At 58.0% G+C, this 23720-nt stretch carries 9 protein-coding genes; all 9 read right to left on the bottom strand.

The genetic code is table 11. The features are described from left to right. Window positions 1-17: 17 nt before the first annotated feature. The 9 genes from OZX75_RS07655 to OZX75_RS07615 all read right to left on the bottom strand — a co-directional run bounded on the left by OZX75_RS07655 (window position 18) and on the right by OZX75_RS07615 (window position 23084). Entirely contained in the window at window positions 18-1937 is a 1920-nt protein-coding gene (locus OZX75_RS07655) for an isopeptide-forming domain-containing fimbrial protein (protein WP_277146048.1), read from the bottom strand. Between the two features lie 140 nt (window positions 1938-2077). Next, window positions 2078-5200 carry a hypothetical protein gene (locus OZX75_RS07650; RefSeq protein ID WP_277146047.1) on the bottom strand — a complete coding sequence of 1041 codons (3123 nt, stop codon included), beginning with the start codon at window positions 5198-5200 and terminating at the stop codon, window positions 2078-2080. Between the two features lie 370 nt (window positions 5201-5570). After that, entirely contained in the window at window positions 5571-6563 is a 993-nt protein-coding gene (locus tag OZX75_RS07645; protein ID WP_277146046.1) for a class C sortase, read from the bottom strand. Window positions 6564-6931: 368 nt separating this feature from the next. Continuing rightward, entirely contained in the window at window positions 6932-8962 is a 2031-nt protein-coding gene (locus OZX75_RS07640) for an isopeptide-forming domain-containing fimbrial protein (RefSeq protein WP_277146045.1), read from the bottom strand. A 153-nt stretch (window positions 8963-9115) separates the two neighbouring features. Then, window positions 9116-12229, bottom strand: coding sequence for a hypothetical protein (locus tag OZX75_RS07635; protein ID WP_277146044.1), 3114 nt, complete (start codon window positions 12227-12229; stop codon window positions 9116-9118). Window positions 12230-12864: 635 nt separating this feature from the next. Next, the gene (locus OZX75_RS07630) at window positions 12865-15819 is read right to left on the bottom strand and encodes an Ig-like domain-containing protein (RefSeq protein ID WP_277146043.1); all 2955 of its coding nucleotides are present in this window, start codon (window positions 15817-15819) and stop codon (window positions 12865-12867) included. A 568-nt stretch (window positions 15820-16387) separates the two neighbouring features. Then, window positions 16388-17458: a class C sortase gene (locus OZX75_RS07625; protein WP_277146042.1), complete on the bottom strand. Its 1071-nt coding sequence runs from the start codon at window positions 17456-17458 to the stop codon at window positions 16388-16390. A gap of 145 nt (window positions 17459-17603) precedes the next feature. Beyond that, window positions 17604-19667, bottom strand: coding sequence for an isopeptide-forming domain-containing fimbrial protein (locus tag OZX75_RS07620; protein WP_277146041.1), 2064 nt, complete (start codon window positions 19665-19667; stop codon window positions 17604-17606). 144 nt (window positions 19668-19811) lie between these two features. Beyond that, on the bottom strand, window positions 19812-23084 hold the full coding sequence (locus OZX75_RS07615) for an Ig-like domain-containing protein (RefSeq protein WP_277146040.1): 3273 nt from the start codon (window positions 23082-23084) through the stop codon (window positions 19812-19814). Window positions 23085-23720: the final 636 nt, after the last annotated feature.

Here is a 23720-nt window from a genome sequence, read left to right as displayed (position 1 = left end):
CAACGCGCGAGCCGCGCTCACTCGCTCAACTTGCGGCGGGTCACGATCAGCAGGCTGGTCGCACCGGCCAGCGCCACGACCACGAGCAGCGCCAGCACCACGCCAGCACCGCCGGTCAACGGCAGTTGCGAGACCGAGTTCACGTTCTTGACCAGAATCGCGCCGCCCGTGGTATTCATCGCCACGTCGGTCAACGTCTCGTGCGCGTCGATCAGGCCGAACACGGCGTCCTTGGTGTTGGTGTAGGCGTCCGTGGCCGGCGTGGTGTCGTTGCCCTTCAGCGTCACATCCGTGGACGGCAGGAACGTGCCCGAGAAACCGGGGGCCGCAGCCGTCTCGGTGACGGTGTAGTCGCCCTCCTTCAGACCGTCGACGCGCAGCTGGCCATCACTTGCCGGCTCGTCGCCGGAGTGGGTGACCGGAGCGGCGGCATCGAAGACCTCAAGCTCGGAGACCGCGTTCGTAGAGCTTTGGTCGGCGGCCTTCTTATAAGAGCCGTTGCCCACCTTGTTGAACTTCACGACGTTGCCGGTGGACTTGTCGGTCACCTTGAACTTCGCGCCCGCCAGGCCGGTGCTGTCGGCCTTCTTCAGGTTGATCAAATCGAAGTGGCGGAAGTAGATGGTGGCGCTGGTGTCGTCGGTGTCGCCGCCTTCGTTGGTGATGGAGCCGTTGGTGCAGGGAGTAACGCTGGAAGTGGAGCAGTCGGTGACCTCGCCCTTGCCGTCGCCGTTTTCCCCGGTCGTCGCGCCGTCGCCGGAAGGCTGCTTGTTGACGTTGTTGGAATAGCCGAGCGTCACGCCGTTCTTCAGAGCGCCGCCGTTCGCATGGTCGTTGACCTTCATCGTATAGGTGATGACGATAGCGTCCTTATACGTCTGGTTGAGAATGGACTTGGAAAGATCGAAGACCACATACTTGGTGCTGCCGTCGGGGTACGTTTTCGTGGCGTCAACCGTGTAGTCCGTATCCTTGATCAGAGATGTGCCGCCGACGGTGACCGTGGCGTCGTTCTGATAGGTCAGACCGGTTTGCGCCGGCTGATCGATCATGGTGAAGATATAGTGGTCGAAACCGGTGGTCAGCGGCACCGAGCTGGTGAGCTGGTAGTGCAGAATACCACCGATTGACGGATCGTTGTCGTTGCCGACAAGCTCCTTCTTGACCGTCGGTGTATCGCTCTTCATGTTGACTCCGTTCAGAGGCTTTGAACCCAGCTTGTTGTAAACGGTCGTATCATTGCCGCTCTTGGTGGTGATCCCGGTGCTCACCAGCATCGGGATGGAAGCCTTGCGCGACTTGCCGACGGCTGCCGACGAGAAGTCGGAAGTCACGTCCTCGACGATGTACATGCCCGGGGCGTCGACGGGAACCGTGGCGCTCTTGGAATCCGAAGCGACGGTGGAGTTGGAGGCACCGATCTTGCTCTGGAAGTCGGCGCTGCCGCTGAGCTTGGTGACGAAGGTACGCAGGTTGCCGTCGTAGCCGTGCTTGCTCGGGCTCACCGCCGTAGGGGTGTTCGACGTGATATCCGCACCGGACGTTCCATAGCCGAGCCACTTCGAAGCGACTTCGCCCACGGGGTTGTCCACATACGCCGTATCCTCGGCGGCCGAGATATGGGCGACGTTCTTCGCGTCGACCAAAGCCTGCTTCGCGGCGGTCTTCAGGGTCGACACGGTGCCGACGGACACGCTGGAAAGCGTGTGGGTCGAGGCGTCGCCATTCGCGTTCTGGTAATCACCGATCTTCACCGCGGCGAACTTGTGGCCCTTGAGGTTGCCCTCTGCGGAATTGATGGTGATGGTCTCGCCCTGGGCCGTGCTCAGGTCGATGGTCGGACCGGCCGCGTTGGCCACGCCCAGCGGCGCCAGCGCCAGCAGCGTAGCCGCTGATACGGCTGCGCCCGCAAGCGTACGGATATTGAATTTTGTCATGAGAGTATCCCCCTCTTCTCCTGTATTACTGAATAATGGCAAATCTTTGATATGTTGATATGTCGTTTTTTGATATTTCGACATGCTTCCCGGACGCGCGTTCGCCGCCTAACGAACGGCGAACGCCTCCGGAAGACGGATCACTCCGCTTCGTGCCGAGTGCCGTGTCTGGCCTTCGAGCTTCGCGCGACGGCGTGCATGGGCCGGCCTTCGGCCAAGCCGACACGATAACGCTTCATCAGCTCGTACCCGCCGATCGCAACCACGCTCACGACCAACGCCAGAAGCCATATGACCCAAGGACGGTTGCCGGTGAATGGCAGCTGCGCAAGCGGCGGGGCGGGAATCAACGTCATGTGCTCCACCGCCGACTGGTTGGTCGGCTTGCCGTCGGCGTCCACTTCCTGCGCCTGCACGGTGACCGTGCCCTTAGGCGTGCCGGGTTTCAGCGCAACGTGCCAGCTGCCGTCAGCACCGGCCGTGGCTGACGTGGGTGCGCCCGACGGCGTACCCGCGGGCCAGGTTATGGTGATCTTCGCCCCTGCCGCCGCGGATTGCAGAGCCGGACCGGTCGGTGTGACCCGGCCGGAAAGCCCGGTGTGGTCGGCGGTTTTGAGCCCGGCTTTCGGGGCATAGAAATCGACCGGCAAGGTCTTGCTGGCGTTGACTTCGTCCCCTTCGCTGTTGGTGGTGACGGCAGTGAAGTTGAAGTCACAGCCGCTGCCCGCATCCGGGGCTTTCGAAGCGAACCACGACGTCGCAACCTGACACGACCACTCGGTGCCCGTCACCTTGCCGGTGGCGGCATCCGTCGTGTCTTGAGCCACGTTGGTCTGCGCACACTCCTGCAGCTCATCGCCCGCAGTCGGCGCACCGCGTTGGCCCGCACGGCTCGATTGTTGGGTTGTACTACCAGAGGACCGCGCTGACCTCGAGGCCTTCGCCTTGCTTTTCTTCGTGGCTTTGGCCGCTCTCGTCGCCCTCGCATCGACATGCTGGGCGTAAAGCTTCATCGACGAGCCGCCGACGGCCGAATAGACGGTGCCGGAAATGGCGACCTTCGGATCGCTGCCCTCAAGCGCGCCGTTGACCGTATGCGGCACCACGACCTTGTCGACGCTCGCCGCCGGATCCGGCGGCATCTTGAACTGCACCACGGAGACCGGCGAGAAGTAGGAAGACAGATCCATCTTCATGCCGTTGATCTGGGTGGTGAGATCCGTCTGATAGGCGTGGTAGCGCCGCAGTCTCTCGGCCGCCTTCGTGGAGTCGACTGTGTCGTCCGCGTCGTCGGCCTGTATCGACCACTTGCCGTCGGCGCCGACCGTGGCCTTGCCGACCAGGTGACCCATGTTCTCATAGTCGTCGACAGTGCCCTTGACGATGACGTTTTTCTTGCTGCCGTCCGAATAGTTGTCGGTCGCGTTGGGAACGTCCTCATACAGGGAGACTTCCTGGCCGGGCGTGCCGGTGCCCTTGATGGTGGGCTTGCTCGCCGTGGAGAGGGAGACGGCCTTGTTGTCGCCGAGGGCGAACTGGCTGTCGGTGCTCGTCATGTCGGCGAAAGCGATGTCGGAACTGTCCGCGTCATCGGCGGAGACGCCGGTGATCACCGGCACCGTAGGACGGGAGACGTCGTACTTGTAGAACGCGGTGTCGTCGACCCAGGCCTTGTCGAACCGGGCCTTCGCCACGTCAGGATGGTTCTTGACCATGTCGAGGGTGATGCCTGGGTTATGGGCATCGTCCGTTGCACTCGCCGCGCATCCGTCGGCTTCGACGTTCGGCCACGTGAGCAGCTTGAAGTAGCCGTCGCCGGGGTCTTCGGCCTTCGCCTTTTTGAAGTCGATGGAGCCGTCCGCGTTCTGCGCCGGCTGCATGGGGCCGCCGGCCTGGTTCTTGCCTTCGGTCGGGCGGTAGTAGAGGTTGTTGGACTTGGAGGTATTGTTCTCGTTGTAGGCAAACGTATCGTTGCCCAACCCTACGCCATTGTTCTCGTTGGCCGTCTCATACGATGGCGGCTGGCCGGTGACCGGCCGTGCGCCGTCGCCGGTCAACGAGGTGACCGGCACCCACGTGGAGTTGTTTTTGAGCTCCATCCACTCGTACCAATAGGACTTGTACTGATGGCACGAATTGTTCTTAACCTGACCGCTACTCGTATTGTTGTCGTACCAGTTGATGAGGAATGAGTTCGGCGGCGCCACCCCCTCGTCGGTCCCGTTGAGGTGACCCGCAGGAGCGTAGGTCGACGTGCCTGCGTCGCCGCTCATATTTGTATTATGATTACCCTTGCTGTGCTGAAGCACGGAATAGAAAGTGCCGCCAAGCCCATAATCGGACACCAAGCCCCAATTCGCCTGATTGGCGGTCCACAGCCACTGGGGGTGGGCATCGAAGTTCATGAACAGATTCGGTTGGTTGCAGCCCGCTTTATTGGCACCGTTGGTCGTATCCGTACAATCGCTCGGGAACAGCTGTACGTGACGGCCCGCCATGATGTTGGTCGCCAGGCCGTACTGGTCCTGGTAATAATCCAAGTCTCCACGACCATTGATCTTATAGTTGGCGGAATCAAGCGCGGCCCTCCCGACCAGCACCCAGATCTGGGCGGCATCAGTCGTGCGGCCGTCCTTTGTCGTGCCCTGCCACCAACTGCCTTTACCGCTGTCGGGATAATCGACATCTGCGACAAATGAGATGGTGACATAGTCGTAAAGACCCGAATGGATGATTTTGTGGATCGTATAGACCTCATCCTGGTTGGCGGCCCACTGGTTTGCGCCGGCCTTCCCGCCTGCGGTGTTCGCGTACTTGACAATGTGAGACCCGTCATCATAGTCCTCATTCAGCCCGTTGCCATTGGTGCCGCCACCGATAAAGTTGTAGACAAAACGCAGACCCGTATCACCGGACCATGAGCCCGACGCAATCTCGCTGTTGTTGTTTTCCCTTTTGGTCGACACCTCGCCGTGGGCCACACGTATCACCGCGTCAACGCGAATCTCGTCGATATTGGTGTTGATTTTGTCGTTGTACGAAAGCATCTGGAAGAGGACCGGCTTGCGATCGGCGCCGTTGGGAGCCGTACGTTTGGTACCTTTGCGCCACGAAAGATCGCGGGTATTGGCGTCGCGGGTATCGGCAGTGTCGGTTTCGGCAGTGACGTCCGTCTGGCCGCCAGCGGCGGTGGCCGACGAAATGGCACTCCCCGCGCCAAGGATCGCTGCAACCGCAACGATCACCACCAACACCAACCTCACGGCACTACGATTCCGCAAAACAACCACACTCCACATCAACGCGCCAAACCGCCAAAAGGCGTGAGACGGCACGCACACATCGCCTTACATCAAACGATGTAAACTACAAACTCCCAATCGCGCGCGGCCCAAAGGCCAGCGCACAATCTCAGAGTGACGAATATAACATTTTTTTGGAATTAGACAAAATCCAGAAAATGCTTAGACAAATAATGATTCAATGCGACACACCGATGACACAAATTCGTCTATAAGTGATGCAAGTCACAACAAAACGCAATAATCGCAATCGTTTCCACAAAAAACATCAAAAGTTTTAATCTGCAAGACAAAATAGAGAAAGAAAAACTTTTTTCTTCTATACGCGTAATTACATGCGGAGCGTGTCGCAAATCCTGCGTTTGACGTGCGGGGGACGCGGCCCCGCGGCCGCATGACGGATCTTCCACGGCTTACGGCGTGAGAACCTCACGGCGGGCAGCCCCAGCAGCAGGCCGGCCAACGCGACGAGAACGCCATAGAGCACGCCATCGCCCTTGGCGTCGTCCGGATCCGGAATCGGCTCCGGGATCGGCTGGCGGGTGCCGGTGATGACCAGCCGCTCGGTGTTGACCCCATAGGGCGTGCAGGTCATCAGCGTCACCAGGTCGCGGCCCGGCACCACCTTGTAGAGATGGGTGTCGCTCGGCTTGATCACATGGATGCCGACCACGCGGTAACCCATGGTGCGGTTGAGGGTCTGCACATAGAAAACGTCGCCGCGCTTCAGCTCGTCCAGGCGTGTGAAAAGCAACGCGCTCGACAGGCCGGTGTGGCCACTCAGCACGGCGTTGGTCGAGGGGCCGCCCACCGGCAGGCTGGTGCCGTAGAGATGGCCCGCGCCATGGAGCAGCACCTCGTCGGAAGTGCCGTGGTAGATCGGCATCTTCACCGAAATCTTGGGGATGCGGATGGTGCCCATCACCCCGGTGCCGTCGTTCAGGAGCGACTGGTATTCGGCGTCCTTCTGGCTGAGCGTCTTCGCTTTGGGGCCGTCTTTGTCGAAGGGATCGGTATATTCCCCCAGCTGCTCCTGGCCGGATTCGAAGATACGACGGTTATAGGTCTGGGCGCGATGGTATTCGCTGGCTATCTTGCCCTGCGGCCAGCGCGAAACGCGGTTGACCGAGTCCTCAACGGCGGCGCTTTCGCGGTACATGTCGATGGTCCAGCGCGCGGGGAACCAGCAGACCGATACGATGAAAGCCGTCAGAAAAACCGCGATGAGCACGTCGACAACACGGATGGCCATCTGCCGGCGAGCGCTGATACGCCCGCCGCGATCGTTGATGATGGTCTCGAACGAAGGGGCATCACACTTCACGCCGTTTCTCCATAATTCCTAGCCGTCGTCAGACACCATACACGGTGCCAGCACGACAACGAAGATACCACCACAGGTACCGGAAACGCTTCGGCGTTGCTTAAGTGACGCCGAAACCGGGGCGGGCGCGAATGAACTTGCCACTTAACTTACCAATCTGGCATGTTAAGTGGCAAGTTAGTCGGTAAGTTCATTATCAAGTCGAACACGAGGGCGAATCCGCCAATGAACCAGACAAACAAAATGGTGGGGACATGCCCTATCCATTACAGACAAGGGCATGTCCCCACCATGAGGTCGACATCGCAAACCTCAGGCCGTCAGGCTTCTATCGCAAGCCTCAGGCCATCAGACTGACGTCACAAGCCTTACGCGTTGTTGAGGCGACGGCGCACGAACACCAGCACGCCCGCACCCGCGCCGAACGCGACCAGGACCAGCAGGCCCAGGATCACGCCCGCACCACCGGTCAACGGCAGCTGCGAGATGGAGGTGACATTGTTGACGACCACGGCATGATCGTTGTCCATCTTCACCTCAAGCAGGTTGCCCGCACTGCCCTTGGCCTCGATGAGACCAAGCGTATCGGCGGTGTTCATGAAGGCGGACTTCTTCGCGTTGCCCTCACCGCTCAGCGGACCGACGGTCACCTCGGTGGAAGGCAGGAAGCTCGAAGAGAACCCAGGAGCGGCAACGGTTTCCTTGACGGTATAGGTGCCGTCCTTCAAACCGTCCACGCGCAGCTGGCCGTCAGTGGCGGGAGCGTCGCTGTCGGCGCTACCGGCCGGTTCCGTCTTGAAAACCTCGAGCTGGGCGCCGGGAGTGGTCGTTCCGTCAGGTTCCTTGGCGGCATCCGTATTGGTCTGCTCGACGGCCTTCTTGTAGGAACCGTTGGCGGTCTTATAGAAGTTGACGAGCTTGTTGGTGGCATTGTCGGTCACCGTGAACTTGGCGCCAGCCAGGCCGGTGCCGCTGACCTTCTTGAGGTTGATCAGATCGAAGTGGCGGAAGTAGGCGTCGGCGTCGGGGCTGCCGCCGTTGTCGCCGCTGCCATCGTCGAAGATCGAACCGTTCTTGCAGTTCATATCGGTGGTGCCGGCGGGGCAGTTGACGATGTTGCCGGTGCCGGGGTCGTGACCCGGGTCATCGGTTCCGGGCTGAACGCCGGGATCGTTGGAGTAGGCGAGGCGGATGCCGTTGCGCAGCGGCTGCTCGCTTTGGGCGTTGTTGTTGACCGACATGGCATAGGTGACGAAGATGTAGTTCTCGTAGGTCTGGCTGCGAATCGACTTGGTCAGATCGAAGATGACATACTTGGTGTCACCCTTGGTCGCGGAGCCTTCCGTGGTGTCGTTGAGCTTGGTGACCGTGTAGTCCGTACCTTCGGCCAGGGTCGTGCAACCAGCGCCATTGATGCTATCGGTGGGGCAGACCTTCACGGTCTGCGAACCGTCCGTGTAGGTCAGACCGGTGCCGGGATGGTCGGTCATGGCGAAGACGTAGTGGGCAAAGCCGGTGGTCAGCGGCACTTGGCTCTTGAGCTGGTAATGCAGCGTTCCTCCGACGGAGGGGTCGAAGCCGGCGTCCTTGTCCAGCGTCTTGGCGACGGAGGGGGCATCGCTTTTCATATTGACCTCACCGAGCGTCAGGGAACCGAAGGTCGTGTACTTGGTGCCGTCGTTCATCTCGATGCCGGTGCTCACCAGCATGGGGATGGAGTTCTTGTGGCCGGTGCCTTCGCCGCCGAAGTCGGAGGTGGTGTCTTCAACCAGATAGATGCCAGGATCGAGGCCCGAGATCTTGGCGCTCTCGTTGGCTGCGTCAACGGTGCAGTCGGTGCTGGAGCCGCCGCAGTTGGCGGTCGAAGCGGAGGCCGACACCGCGTCGGGAATGCCGTTGGCCTTGGCAAACGCGGTGACGAACGTACGCAGATGGCCGTTATAGCCGTGCTTGCTCGGGCTGACGGCAGTCGCGGTGTTCGAAGTCGTATCGTCTCCCGAAGCACCATAGCCGAGCCAGTTCGTGGCGACCTCGCCGACGGGGTTGCCGACGAAGGCGGAGCCGGGCGTGCTCGGAGAAATGCCGTCGGCGACTTTGGCCGCGGCCAAAGCGCCCGTGGCCGCGGACTTGATGCCGTCAACGGTGCCGACAGTGATCGACTTCAACGTCGGGCCATCATGCGTGGCCTTTTCGTAGGTGCCGATGCGCAGAGCCGCGAACTTGTGGTTCTTCATCATGGCCGCGGTGCCATTGATGGTAATCGACGTCTTGGCGAACTTCGTGACGTCCATGTTCTCTTCGGCAGCGTTGGCCGTGCCCGCGAACGGGGCGAACGCCAACAATGTGGCTGCTGCTACCGCCAAGCCCGTGAGGCTTTTGGCGCTGAACTTTCTACTCATGGGAGTATCTCCTCTTTGTTTTGGTTGGGATTTTGGATAATCGGATATTTGGGATTTTGGATATTGTGCACGCTACGTCGGCAACTCACCTCGCCGGCCGCACCCACATTCAGTCGGGCTTGGCCCGTTTGAGCGAGACGTATATGAAAACGCTCATTTCACATGCCTCCCTTTGCTCAGCAAACCGCCCTTGTATTTCTGAAGGACTTTGTAGCCGACAATCGCCATGACGATGACGGTCAACACCATGAGGATCGCCAACCACGGGAAGTGGCCTGTGAAAGGCAACGCCGTAACGGGCGGCGTGGGATTGAAGTCCTTATACACCGTTTTCTTGGACGCGTTGGTCTCTTTATCCACGACGTAAGCCTTGATGTCACCCGGCTTGGCTCCGGAGACCACTTCGGCCTTCCAATTGCCCTCGGAATCCACCGTTGCGGTAGTCGGAGCGCCTGAAGGCGTGCCGTCCGGCCAGGAAAGATGGACCGTTGCACCGGGCAGTATCGTGTTCACAATGACCGGAGTGTCGGGGTCGGCCGTTACCTTGCCTTTCACATAGCTGTTGTCGGCACTGGTGATGGAAACCACCGGAGCATAGAAGTCGACGCTCTTGGTGACGGGTTCGGACTGAGCCGTCACACCGTCCTTGTTGGTGGTGACCGCCACGAACTTGAAGTAGCAGCCGGTACCAGCCACCGGCGATGGAGTGTTGTCGATGAACCATTGCACCGGCACGCTGCAGCTCCAGTCCTTATCGCTGCCCACACCGATGGACTGCTCGCATTTGGCGCTGTCGACCCCGACAATCTCGTTGCCGAGATCAGAGTCGCCGTCACGAGCCGCCACGGGCGAAGAAGCGGATTTACCCGACATTTTCGACAGATCGCTCGGAGGTGCCACATGCTTGGCATAGAGCTTCATCGTGGACCCGCCCTCGGTGGAACTCATTGTGCCGCCGATGCTCACCGTCGTGTTGTTGCCGTCGGTAAGCGCGCCGTCCAGCGACGCCGTCTGCTTGGTATGCGGCACGACGATCTTGTCCGGATCCACCGTCGGCGCCTTGTCCGCCGGCGCGCTGAAGTTGACCAACGCGATCGGCGAGAAATGGGAACCGACCTTCATCTCATCGGTGGGATCATATTGGTAGGCGTGGTAACGCCGGACCCTCTCGTTGATCTGGGTGCTGTCGACCGCGGTATTGTCCGTGATGTGCCAGGTGCCGTCCTTGCCGACGGCGGCTGCCCCCACAACGTTGGTGTTCGGCCCTGAGCCGGGCGGATTCTCGCTGTTGACCACCGTACCGACGCTTTCATAATCGTCGCCATTGTCGTAAGTCCCGGGTGCATTCTTCTTAATGACGCGATCGGCATACGACGTGCCTGCGCTGTTGCGACGGTTGGGGACATCCTCATAGAGCACCACCCAATCCCCGATGGTCGCGTTGCCGGAGATGACCGGCTTCGTAGCGTTGGACTTGGCCTTGCTGTCGGCGAGGGCATATTGGGGATCCGAGGAATTCGTGATCGCGGTCATCTCGTTCGTGGTCGCAGCGCTGTCATCCGTCGAAACACCGGTGATGGTAGGGACTTTGGGACGATTGATGTCGAAATGATCGAAGGCAGTACCGACCGTCCAGCCCGCATCGATCTGCTTCTGCACGCTCGCCTGATCATTCTCCGCCATCTCTTGGGTGATCCCTTCGGAATTCTTGTCGGGATTACGCAGCGGATCGTTGAGCGTGCAGGAGGAATCAACCACCGGCCAGGTGACCAGCTTGAAGTAGCCGTCAAGGCCGCTGTATCCGGCGCTGCCCACGGTGCCTTCGGCGTCATCGTTGGGCTGAAGCCGCTTGGCCTTGTCGAAATCGATGCTGCCGTCGGCGTTCTGCGCGCTCGTCGCGCTGCCGGCGCCTTGGACCATGAGGTTGTATGGCTTGGTATTGCCTTCGTAATTAGACACGCTGTTGAATGCCGTGTAATCGGTGAATTTCGCCTCGTTGTCAAGCTTGGAAAAACTGCCATCCCCGTTATCGGCCCAGATCGGGAAATCGGTACCGGCCGTATAGTCATATCCCGTTACGGGAACATTGCTCACTTCAACAGGCTCGGGCGTCAACGAGGTGACCGGAACCCAATTCTTACGATTCTGAAGGCCAAGCCACTGATATTTGAATCCCGTGACCCTTGTGCAGGGATCGGGGGTTCTTTGCCCTCCTCCTCTGGCCGCGTCCTTGCTCGAGTTGGCAGGGTTGTACCAACGGATGAAGAACGAATTCGGCGGAGCGGTGCCTGCCGGATAGCTCTTCGACCCGGAATTCGTCTTTCCGTTGCGGGCGACGCGGATGTTGTTGAAACCGGCGTCCACCGTCAAACCCCAGTTGGTCTGGCCGGTGCCATCGCCCCCATCGTTGCTCCACAACCTGGGCCAACGGTCGAAACCGACCCAAGACTGCGGGATATCGCAACCATGTGAATAGGTCTTGCCCCACGCCTGATGGCAGATGCCCGGATACGAGGTCTCGTCCTTACCCTCAGCCAAGTTGGTGGCGAACTGGGAGGCAGGAGCGCTGTTGAGATAATCGGTGACCCTTTGCGCGTTGACACCGCTCCAGGCGGCGTTTCCGTTGGAAGTGATGTAGCCGTCCAACCAGTTGCTGCTGCTCCTGGCCAAAGGCCCGACCATCGCCCAGATATGCTGCTTCCAGGTCTGGCCGTTATCGCTGGCGCTGGACCAATAGGCGTTGTTCTCATCGGGGATGTTCATATCACCCTGCAGGGAAACCGTCACATAATCGTACGGACCGGAATTCTGCATAGAGACAATCGTGTAATACTCATCGATGTTTTGGGCCCAGGTGTCGGCACCGGAAGCCACATCGGAGCCGAAAATGGTCCGCTTGTAGCTCACGGTATGGCCATAATTCGGATTCACGGTGTTGCCGCTGACGCCGCCGTCGCCGTAGTCATAGACGATCCGCAAGCCGGTGTTGCCGCCGTTGCTGACGGTGGGATCGACCTCGCCATGCGCCACACGGACCACAAAGTCCAAACGCATCTCATCGCGCAAGGTATCGATTTTGTTGTTGAAACTGAGCAGCTGATACAGCTCGGGCTTGCGGATGGCGTTATTGTGCACCGAATCCGTCGAATTCACCCTCCAGGAATTGTCTGAAGCCCTTTCCAACGACTGCTCATATGACGCCGAACCAGTGACGGGCAACACCGCGGTAATAACGAGAACAATGGCGGCGATAATGCTCGTCGCCACTGCCGTCAGTCCTTTTTGCTTCACAACAATCACCCCTGTAGAAAATCTCTTCTCGGTCATCATGCACAGCAAGCGAGCGCACGGTTATCCTTTTGCACTTTTTACGCAACGGCATTCCATCAAACGTAAAACGTACTTCAAAAGCGTTAATTTTTATTGCACAAGATTAATACTACTCAGTATATTGTGATAAATAAATCATTAAATTCTTATAAAAGAATAATTTCGTGAGCTTTTATTGTTATATTTACGATTCAATAATTGGTCTTCGCATTAATCTTTGCACATCCGCAAAATAGGAAAATCAACAAGGAGAACGTTTGACGAAATGTAGCTCCCGAAGAGAACTTAACACCTTTGTTTCATTGGAAACGGCATTTATTCGTCATTGAATAACGCGTTATCTATATTGTTTTTTCTTCAGTTTTCTTATTTTTCTCTCTGAGTGATTTTTTAAGAGAGATATTGGCAACCACGCTGGCAACAAACCGCAACGAGCCGACGCATAGTCCCCCATCGGCTTTCTTTTTCCTTCTTGATTTTCCGATGATTCGTTGTGATTACTTGGTTGTTTGGTTGCCTGCTTATTTAGAGCAGGCCCGCAGAAAACCGGATACGCGTATCCGTCACGATTCTCATAGCGCATGCGCCCCCTTGCGCGGCCGGTTATTGCCGGCAAGGCCGGCACGCCAGCGAACAGCCAGCAGATAGACCACCGCGAAAGTCACCAGCCCAGCTACCAGCCCGGCAATCGTCCACCACGGCCGGTTGCCCGTGAACGGCAGCGCCTCCGTCGCCGGACCGCCCTTGAGCTCACCGGTGGCCGTGACACCCTCATTGCCGCCGTCACTCGCGGACTCTTCGTTGCCGATATTGACGCCATGCTCTTTGATGCAAGCCCTGTCGGTGGTGTTGACGGTCAGATTGCCCGGAGTCATGCCAGCCGGTATGTCGACCTGCCAATGCCCGCTGCTGTCGGTCTTGGCGGATGAGGTGCTGCCGTCGGGCCACTCGATGCTCACGGGGACGCCCGCCATCGTCTCGCCGGTCTTGGCCTTGGTCACCTTGCCTTTGGCGACACCCTCGGTGCGGTCGATCGAATCGATCGTGACGTCTGGCGGCCACATATCGATGACCTGATCGGTGACCTGACTGATGATCTTGGCCTTGCCGGGATCGGTGGCCTTGCTGTCGGTCAGCACGCCGTAAAGCGTATACCATATATACGTATTCCCCGAGCTATCCGTATGATCGGCATCTTCGAACATCGACGGGTCGATATCACACGTCCACGTACCGGTGACATGCAGAGCCGGCTTGTCGGCATCGACCTGGCCTTTGTCGCAGACCACCCATTTCGCATCCGGCTCGCTCACCTCCTCGCCATCGTGCAACGTCGCCCGATCGCTCTGCGTCACCCGAGTCCCCCGCGCAAGACCGCGCTTGGTATCCGAAGAAGGGCCGTCGGGCTGCGGCACCGCATAGATCTTCAAGGTGTTGTCGCCACGAGCCGAGTCAAATTCGCCGGTGATTTTCACCTTGGAGCCGCTCGGCAGCGACGAGGTCGTGCCGTCTTCGCTTCGTACGGTATGAGGCACCGTGAGCTTGGTGATTTTCGGGTTGTGGTTATACGAAAGCACGAAGTCGCCTTTGGCGATGTTGGAGAACAGAGAGCTGATATGGTAGGGGCTTTGGTCGGTTTGCCAAGCATGGTAGCGCACATACCTGGTGCGTGCCGGGTTGTACTGCTTCGTGTCCGTGATCTCCCAGTTGCCGTTTTCGTCAGCGGTCGTGCTGCCGATTCTCACGCCTCGAGTGCTCGAAGCGTCCGGGTGCGTCGAAATGATCGGATTGTCCGGATCCTCGCGGTACAGCGTCACCGTATTGCCCGGCGTCGCCGTGCCGGTGATGGTGCGTTCGTCGGGGCTGACGTAATCGCCGTCCGTCTTGCTGTCCACATCGGTGATGACCGGCTTATCGGGGCGGTTGAGGCTGAACTTGGCAAACGCCGTATCAATGGTCCAGCCTTTGGCGATGGCATCGTTGATCTCGTCCTGCGAGGACGAGGCGGTGATGCTGATCGGCTTGCTGGAATCCGCTTCGTTGTAGAGCGGGTTGTAGGCGTCACGGACGCTCATCGACGAGGTGCCGGTGGGCGCGTCCGTCGCAATGCAGCCTTCGTAGGACTGAGCGCCGTTGACATCCGTGGTAATCGGCGTCGTGGTGATCGGCCAGGTCACGAGCTTGAAGTAGCCGTCGAAACCCTGCGCCTTCTTGGCTTTGCCGAAGTCGATGCTGCCGTCGGCGTTCTGCGCCACCGAGCTCAAGGTGCCCGCGCCGGGAACCATGAGGTTCGGCCCGGAACCGGCGACGTTCTTGGCCAGACTGTCGTCCGACTTATAGTCGTTGAGCAGAGTCATGCCGGAGACCTTCTGCACATCCGGCGTGAGCGTGGTCACGGGCAACCACTGATGACCGTTCTTCAGGCCGAACCATTGGTAATAGAACGAGGTGTTGTTGGAACACGGCCGTGGCATGGTGACGTTTTTGCCGTTGGCGTCCTTGTAGGTGTAGGTCTGGTTGGCGGCCTTGTTGTACCACTGCACGAAGAACGAGTTCGCCGGAGCGACCATTTGGCCGGTGCCTTGGGACTTGAACCCGTAATCGGTGACCATGCCCCAGTTCGCTTGCCTTCCGCTCCACAGCTTGCCGCCAGAATTCCAGCCCATATACGAGATCGGACCGTTGTTGCGCAAGGGGAGGTTGGCAATGGCGGCGGCCACCGAGGTGATGTCGCCGGCACCGTCGACCCCATTGGTATACATGTACGCGGGACGTTCGTTGGCGATATTGGTCACGTATTTGTCGTCAGAGAAATCCGAGTACTTGATAGTGCTGTCATTTTTGGGCGTCCGACCGGGGCTTGCGACGACATAGACATACTGCGGCTCGAATTTCGCGCCGCCGACGCTGGTGTTGCTCTTATCGACCTTGTTTTTGTCATTACCGTAGGCGATGTTGCCCTCAAGCGAAATCGTCAGGAAGTCGTAATCGCCGGAGACCATCACGTTGTGGATGGTGTAGAACTGGTCTTGATTATGCGCCCACTTTTCGGCCGCATCCGAACCATTTGAGGTGTCCTCGCCCTCGTCGGCATCCCCGCCGTACGTGTTGAGGTAATTCGCCGGTTTCAGGTTCTCGGTCGCGGAATTGTTGCGCGAGAACGCGATCTGCATGCCGCAATCCACATTGCCGCTGCCTATACCGCGATAATTGCCGCTGCTGCCCAACCCGACACAGTTCGGGTTGACCATACCGTGGGGCATGCGCACCACGAAATCCATACGGATCTCATCGGCATGATCCCAGCCCTGCATCTTGTTGTTTTCGCCGAGGAACTGGTAGAGCATGGGCTTGCAGTCGACTTTTTCGCCCTCTGGAACCGAAGATCCCTCTTTCTGCGTGCACCTGTCGGGATAGTCGGCAAGCGTCAGGTCGCCGCCTCCCCGCGCGGATGCCCCCGTGTCCGATGACACGTCTTCATAGGCGGGCGACGCCATCGCCGCAGGCACCACAACGGAGCAAATCATCGCCACCGATGCACAAGCGCACGCCAACTTTGCCGCAAGCCTACTTTGTCTCACCAAATCACTTCCTTCACGGAGCGGACTCCATACGTCGTCGCCTCATCCCTCGAGGCGTCTGCGCTCTTTCCGACTTCTGCAAGAATGAGCTATCGATGAACCACCAAGCGTCAATCACAATCGATTTACTTTTATGATTCTCATCACATTTGCACGTCCTTCTACATTGTCGGAAGGTCTTGACAGGAAAAAATAAAATATGTTCTTTTTTGTCTAATTATTCAGAAACTATTGTGAAAATACAAAAATAATAGGTATATTTATAACATCAACGTATATTTATACAGTATGGCGATATTCGCATTACAACAACGTTTAAAACGATTTTAAAATTGTTGGTCAGCGGTTTACAACACAACGGACACCGAAATATGCACTACTTTCGTGACGGCCAAAATCAATTTATTCTTCACGCTTTCTTTGCATTCAAGCCGTACATTTCTGCGTACTTTCAGCTCAGAGCATTACGCGGACTGGCCGTGCCTACCTGAAACAGGTAATCAAACAGACTCGTTTATCGCTTTACGAACCAAGCCGCTGGTATAGATATCCACCGACGTGGCGGGCGGGGGCCGGCAGCCGATGCGTGGCGGATCTCCCATGGCTTGCGATGGCTCAGACGCACCGCCGGCAGACCGAGAATAAGACCCAGGAAAGCCAGCGAGACGCCGTAAAGCAGGCCGTCGCCGCGCGCATCGTCCGGATCCGGGATCGGGTCGGGAATCGCCTGCCGTGTACCGGTAATAATCAAGCGCTCGGTGTTGACGCCGTAAGGCGTGCAGGTCATCAACGTCACGAGGTCCTTGCCGGGCACGACCTTATATAAATGCGTGTCGGTCGGCTTGATCACATGGATGCCGACCACACGGTAGCCCATCGTACGGCCCAGCGTCTGGATATAGAAGATATCGCCCTTGTCCAGCTCGTCAAGACGAGTGAACAGCAGCGCACTCGTCAGGCCGTTGTGCCCGCTTAAGACCGCGTTCGTCGAGGCGCCGCCCACCGGCAGGCTCGTGCCGTACAAATGCCCCACGCCGTGCTCCAGCACCTTGTCGGAAGTGCCATGCCGGATCGGCAGCTTCACCGAAATCTTGGGGATGCGAATCGTGCCCATGATCCCGTCACCCGTGTTGAGTAGGGACTGGTACTCGCTGTCCTTCTCCGACTCGGTCTTCGCGCCCGGCTTGCCGGCCTGGAACGGATCGACGAACTCCCCCAGCGCAGGCTGGCCGGAAGCGGCCACACGCTGGTTATAGGCCTGGGCCCGATGGTATTCTTCGGCCACCTTGCCCTGCGGCCAGTGCGAGATGCGGTCGACCGATGCCTCGATCTCGTCGTTCTCCAGATACATGCTGTAGGCCCAACGCACCGGAAACCACGCCAGGGCGGTGAGAAAACCGACGATGCAAACCACAATCAGCACGTCGACGACACGGATGACGATACGTTTGACCCGGCTTTTGGGCTCGAAGCCACCGCGAAGGGCCTGGGCAAAGGAAAGGGCGAGCGGGTCGCTCGGCGCTACACCGCGACCATTGACGTCGGCGTCTTTGCCGGCGGCGGAAGCATGGTTGCGTAATGACATGGCGACCGGCGCTCCTTCCTTGATAATTGTTCAATCCTTCAATCCTAGCGGATTTACCGGCAAGGTTCGTAAGACACAACGATGGGGACATGCCCTATTACTCAAGGGCATGTCCCCGGATCACATCAGACTGCTATCGCGAGTCTCACGCGTTGAGACGACGACGTACGACAATCAGTACGCCGGCAGTCGCACCGAACGCGACCAGGACCAGCAGGCCCAGGACCACGCCCGCGCCACCGGTCAACGGCAGCTGGGAGACGGAGGTGACGTTGTCGACGATCACCGCACCGGCATCGCCGGCACCTGCAGCACTATCTTTGGTCATCTTGACTTCGTTCAACACCTTGGGGTCCACGCTGGCATCGCCGTGCTTGGCGATGAGGCCAAGGGTATCGGCGGTGTTGGCGAAGGCGGACTTCTTCGTGTCACTGCTCAAAGCGCCGACATACACATCGGTGGAGGGCAGGAAGGTCGAAGAGAATCCAGGGGCCGCAACGGTTTCCTTGACGGTATAGGTGCCGTCCTTCAGGCCGTCGACGCGCAGCTGACCGTCATCAGAAGGGTCATCGCTGTTCGCGTTAGTAGAGGGCGCCGTCTTGTAGACCTCGAGCTGAGCGCCGGCAACAGTAGTGCTCGGTTCCTTGGTCGTATCCGTGTTGGTCTGATCAGTGGACTTCTTGTAGGAGCCGTTGTCGACCTTCTTGAAGTTGACGAGCTTGCCGTCGGAATCGGTGACGGTGAACTTGGCGCCAGCCAGGCCCGCGCCGTCGACCTTCTTCAGGTTGATCAGATCGAAGTGACGGAAGTAGGTGTCGGCATTTGCAGCACCGTTGCCGTCGCCGCTGCCGTCATCGTAGATCGAGCCGTCCTTGCAAGTGTTGGTATCCGAACCGGCGGGGCAATCCTTGATGGTGCCATCATCGGTGGGGGTGGGTACGTCAGTCGAAGGCGGGTTGTTGGAATCGTTGGAATACTCAAGACGGATGCCGTTGCGCAACGGCTGCTCGCTCACTGCGTTCTCGTTGACCGTCATCTTGTAGGTGATGAAGATGTAGTCCTTGTACTTCTGATCGCGAATCGACTTGGTCAGATCGAAGAGGATATAGTGGGTGTCGCCAACGCGACCAGTGCTACCAGTCTCACCAGCGGCGAACTCCTTGTGCGTCACCACGTAATCGTCGTTGTCAGTCAGCGTCTCGCAGCCGGAATCATTGATGCTGTCGGACGGGCAGACCTTCACGACGGGATCCGAGTCAGTCTTGTAGGTCAGGCCGGTGCCAGGATGATCGGTCATAGCATAGACATAGTGGTCGAAGCCGGTGGTCAGCGGAACCTGGCTCTTGAGCTGGTAGCTCAGCGTGCCACCGATGGAAGGATCGTAGTCCGTGGCGTCCTTGTTCAACGTCTTGGTGACGGTGGGCGTATCGTTCTTCATGTCGATCTGGCCGAGCTTGTTACCGTTGAGCGTCATGTACTTCTCCGTGGTGCTCATCTCGATGCCGGTGCTGACCAGCATGGGGATGGAGTTCTTGTGGCCGGTTCCTTCGCCGGTGAAGACAGAGGTGATGTCCTCGACCACATAGACACCCGGTTCGAGGTTCTTGATCGTGGCGGTCTCGTTGTCACCGTCAACGACGCAATAACTGCTCGACGCGTTGCAGTTAGCAGTCGGGGCGCTTGGAGCGGTGAACTTTGCGGGGATGCCATCCTGCTTGGCGAACTGGGTGACGAACGAACGCAGCTTACCGTTGTAGCCGTGCTTGTCGGTGCCGGCAGCCTCTGGGTTGTTCGACGTTGTATCCTCATTGTTAGTGGCGTTAGTATCGGTGTAGCCGAGCCACTTCGAAGCGACTTCGCCGACAGGGTTGCCCGCATAAGCGGAATCCGCCGTAGCCGAGCCCCTGACATTATCCAAAGCCGTTTTAGCAGCATCCTTGATGCCATCAACTGTGGAAACGGTGACCGACTTCAGGTCATCACCATCATGCGTGGCCTGGTCATATTGGCCAATTTTCAGAGCCGCGAACTTGTGGTTCGTCATCGAGGCCTTCGTGCTCTTGATGGTGATCGACGTCTTTTTAGCCTTGGACATATCGATGCTCACCGGATCGGCCGCGTTGGCCGTGCCGAGCGGCGCGAGTGCCAACAGCGTGGCTGCAGCAAGCGTGAGGCCAACAACGCCTCTGACGTTGAACTTTCTACTCATGGAAATAACTCCTCTTGTTTAATTTGTAAATCTTACAAAAATCAATAATTCTTAGGTTGCTCTGGCTGCCGTACGCTAGGCGGCGACAGCCCGTGATCCTTCAGTCCGGTTTGTCACGTTCGCGGGCCACGACTTTGAATCCGTTCATCGCACATGCCTCCCGACCTTGTTCAGACCGGCTTTGTAGCGCTTGAACCCGAAGTAGCCCAAGATGAACGCTGCAAGCACCGCCAGGCACAACCCGATGGCGAGCCACGGCTTGTTGCCGGTAAACGGCAGATGGCTGAGAGGCGGAATCGGGTTGATCTCGCGGGTGACTTTCGCGGACTCGTTCGAGTTGTTCGCTGCACTCTCCGTGGCCATCGCGCTGATGGAGCCCTTCTTCGTGCCGGTCGGCAAGTCGATGGTCCACGTGCCGTCATCCTTCACCGTTGCTTCCGAAGACGCGGTAGCCGAGCCTGTCGGCCATGTGATGGTGACCTTGGCTCCCTTCACCGCCGCCGCGAGGGCGGGCCCTGTCGGCTCGACCTTGCCGGAGACGGAGCTGCTGTCCGAACCGGTTATCGTCACCTTCGGTGCATAGAAATTGACATCGAAGGTCTTGGCGAACTCGGAGGTCACACCGTCCGCGTTGGTGGTGACGGCCGTGAAGTGGAACTGACAGCCCTTCTTGCCCTCAGTGGTGTGTTGCTTGAACCAGCTCACCTTCGGCTTGCAGGTCCAATCCTGATTGGCGCCTTCGCTGACGTCCTTCTCGCATTCGGTGATCTCATCGTCAGCGGTGTAGCTGTTGTCTTGCGTCGACACCGTGTTGCCGCCCGACCTGGCCTTGGCCGACCTGGCTTCGGACAGGGACGACACCTCGACGTCAACATGCGTGGCGTAGACCTTGAGCTTGGAGCCACCCTCGGTGGAGCTGACCTTGCCCTTGATCTCGACCGGCGTATTGTCGCCACTGGCCAGTGCACCTTCCGTCGTATGCGGCGCAGCCACCGAGGAAATCGACGGTGCCGCATCCGCTGGCTGGCGGACGTTGACCAGCGCAATCGGCGAGAAGTGGGAGCCAACCTGCATCTCGTCAGCCGGATTGTACTGATAGGCGTGATATCGACGAACCCTGTTCTGCGGATCCGTGGCGTCAATGGAATGGTTGGTGTCCTTGATCGTCCATGTGCCATTCAGTCCGACTTCCGCGGTACCCACAATGCTGACGCCGCTTTCATCGGTCACCGGGGTGCCACGCAGATCAAAGTCATCGCCGTTGTCGTAGCTGCCGGCCGCGTTCTTCACCATCACCCGGTCGGTGTAGTCCCCGATTGCGTTCTTCTTGTTCGGATTGTCCTCGTAGAGCACAACCTTGTAGCCTTTAGTACCCTTGCCCTTGATGGTGAGCGTGCTGGCCGACGAACTCGCCTTGGTATCGGCGAGGCTCGACTGATCGTCTGTAGAAGCGATGTTGGCGAATGTGTTGTCTTTGGTGTCATTGTCGTCATCAGAGACGCTGTCGATGGTCGGGGTCAGAGGACGCGCGACATCGAACTTGTAGAAGGCCGTGCCCACAGTTGCGGCGCTGTCGACCATCGCCTGCGCCTGCTCGGCATTCATGTTGTCGGTGACACCCGGATTCTTTGGATTATGAGCGGCATCGGCCGTACAGGAGTTGTCAAGCACCGGCCAGCTGATCAGCTTGAAGTACCCATCAAGCCCTTGATAGTTGTCCGACCCAACGGTACCGGTTGCCTCGGGGTTGTACTGAGACTTCTTGGCCAGTTTGAAGTCGATGCTGCCGTCGGCATTCTGCGCGGGCATAAGAGTACCGTCATCTTTACGGGCGATCATTTCCTGACCGTCAATCCTGCCGGCCGCCTTGTCCTTGTCGGTGAAGTGGTCCTTGTTCTGGCTCGAAGTGTTGTCATAGAGCAGCTCTTCTGCAGCGCTCTTGGTGCTGTTGAATACGTTGGCGGCAGAATTGTGGTCGTACACGCGCGACTTTTCGCTGCCGTTCGGATTATAGTCAAGAGGCGTAGGCGGGTTGCCGTCGGTCGCCGCCAACTGCTTGGCCACCTGCGGCGTAGGCGTCAGCGCGTCGACCGGCACCCATTTGTTACCGTTCTGCAGGGCCACCCATTGATACTTGAACGAGGTCACGTTGTAGCATGGATTGTTGTGGTCGCGCTTGCGAGCCGGATCGTACCAGAAAACCGAGAACGAGTTGCGCGGGGCCGTACCCGGGTCGGTTGTATTGTCAAGCCCACGCCAATGATTGTCGTACCAATAGTGCTCACTCGCACCAGCCGAACCATAAAGCTGCCCGCCTTGATTGCCGGTATTACCACTGTTGAACGCATTGCCCCATAAGCGACCCCAATGACCACCGAGGCCATAATCGGTCACCAAGCCCCAGTTGGCCTGACCGCCGGACCAATAATACGGATGCTGGTCATAGGGCATCTGCGCTACAGGCATGTCGCAGCCGTGCTCGATTTTGTTATCCTGGCACGATCCGGGAAACACCGTCCAAGGGTAATCCTTCACCACATTTGTAGCGAAATAGGAATTGTCCATGCAGTTGGTGGCCTTGACGCTCTTGTCGTCGCCGGTCCAATTGGGCTTCGAGCCCATGCAGCTGCTGTCAAGGTTGTTCTGGCTGCCGTCGGGCTTCGTGCCGTTGTTTGCGTCGGGTCCCACGATCGCGTAGATGTGGCTGAACCACTTCGCACCGTCCTTGGAGTCCTTGGTTTCCGTGGTCTCTTCGTTGTACTTGCCGGAGCCGTGATTCCAGAATTGCTGCTTGGGATCGTTGCCGCCGTCGTCGTTGATGATGTCCAAATCGCATGTCAGCGAGATCACCAGATAGTCGTAAGGGCCAGAGTGCATGAGGCTGTGGATGGTGAAACGCTCCATATCGTTTTGCGCCCACGCGTCGGCGGCCCACACCGCGGGCGTGGTGCCGCCACCGTACGTGTTGAGGTATTGCGCCTCTTTGTACTGCGGCGCCAAGTACATGTCGCCCTTTTCACCTTCCGCAAGACCCGTACCGTGGGTGGCGCCGCCTCCAAAGCCATAGTCATAGACGATGCGTAGGCCGGGGTTCCCGCCACCGGGCACCGTGGGGTCGACCTCGTTGTGCGCCACACGCAGCACGAAGTCGAGGCGAAGCTCGTCGATCTGGGTGTCGACGCGGTTGTTCTGGCCAAGTACCTTGTAGAGCTTCGGCTGGCGGTCGGCGCCGTTGACCGTATGTTCAGTGGTATAACGCCAGCTCAGATCCTTGCGAGTGGCATCCTGAGTCGTAATTGCGGAAATCGGCGAGGCCTTGGACAACACCGACACCGATGCAGGAATTGCCGCGGCGCAAATCATCGCCAACACAGCAACAGCGCACGCCAACCTCGTCGCGAGCTTAGTACTTCTCAAAAAATCACGTCCTTCACAGAACAAACTCCGTAACGCCTCAACCCCTCGAGACATCAGTTCACTTCTTACTTCTGCATGAATGAACACCAATGAATCATCAAACGCAACGTCCAATCGTTTTACGCTTATGATTCTCATCACATCTGCACTACGTTTTATCTTGCTCAGAGGCATGACAGAAAAATGCAATTACCCAATTTTTTTGTCTAGTTATTCAGCTAATTTCACCAAAAAACGTATATTCCATGTATATTTCTATTCTTTTTTGTATATTTTTCCGGCATGACAATTTCCGCATCACAAAGGGGTTTAAAAACGTTTTTAATTTTTTACCAGCTGATTTACCACGTTGCAAAAGCCGAAAATATGCAGTGTTCAAATTCACTTTATTCTTCGCATTATCTTCACATTAAATTTCAATCCATCTAAGAAGTTACGCTCTCAGCATTATTGCAAAATTAGGCAACCTTGGAGAAGTTGCACAAAAACATCCCATCGCATGTGAAATTGCCTACTTTAAGCCATTTTCGAACATTGTTGCATTATGGGACGCATTACAAAATAAACGATCGTGCGACTTCATTGTATTACAGATAAGGAACCTAGGTATTACCTTGTTGTCTACGTGAACAGATT

The sequence above is a fragment of the Bifidobacterium sp. ESL0800 genome, assembly GCF_029395355.1.
Lineage (GTDB): Bacteria > Actinomycetota > Actinomycetes > Actinomycetales > Bifidobacteriaceae > Bifidobacterium.
The sequence above is the reverse complement of the archived record's forward strand: the minus strand, read 5'-3'. Positions and strand labels throughout refer to the sequence as shown.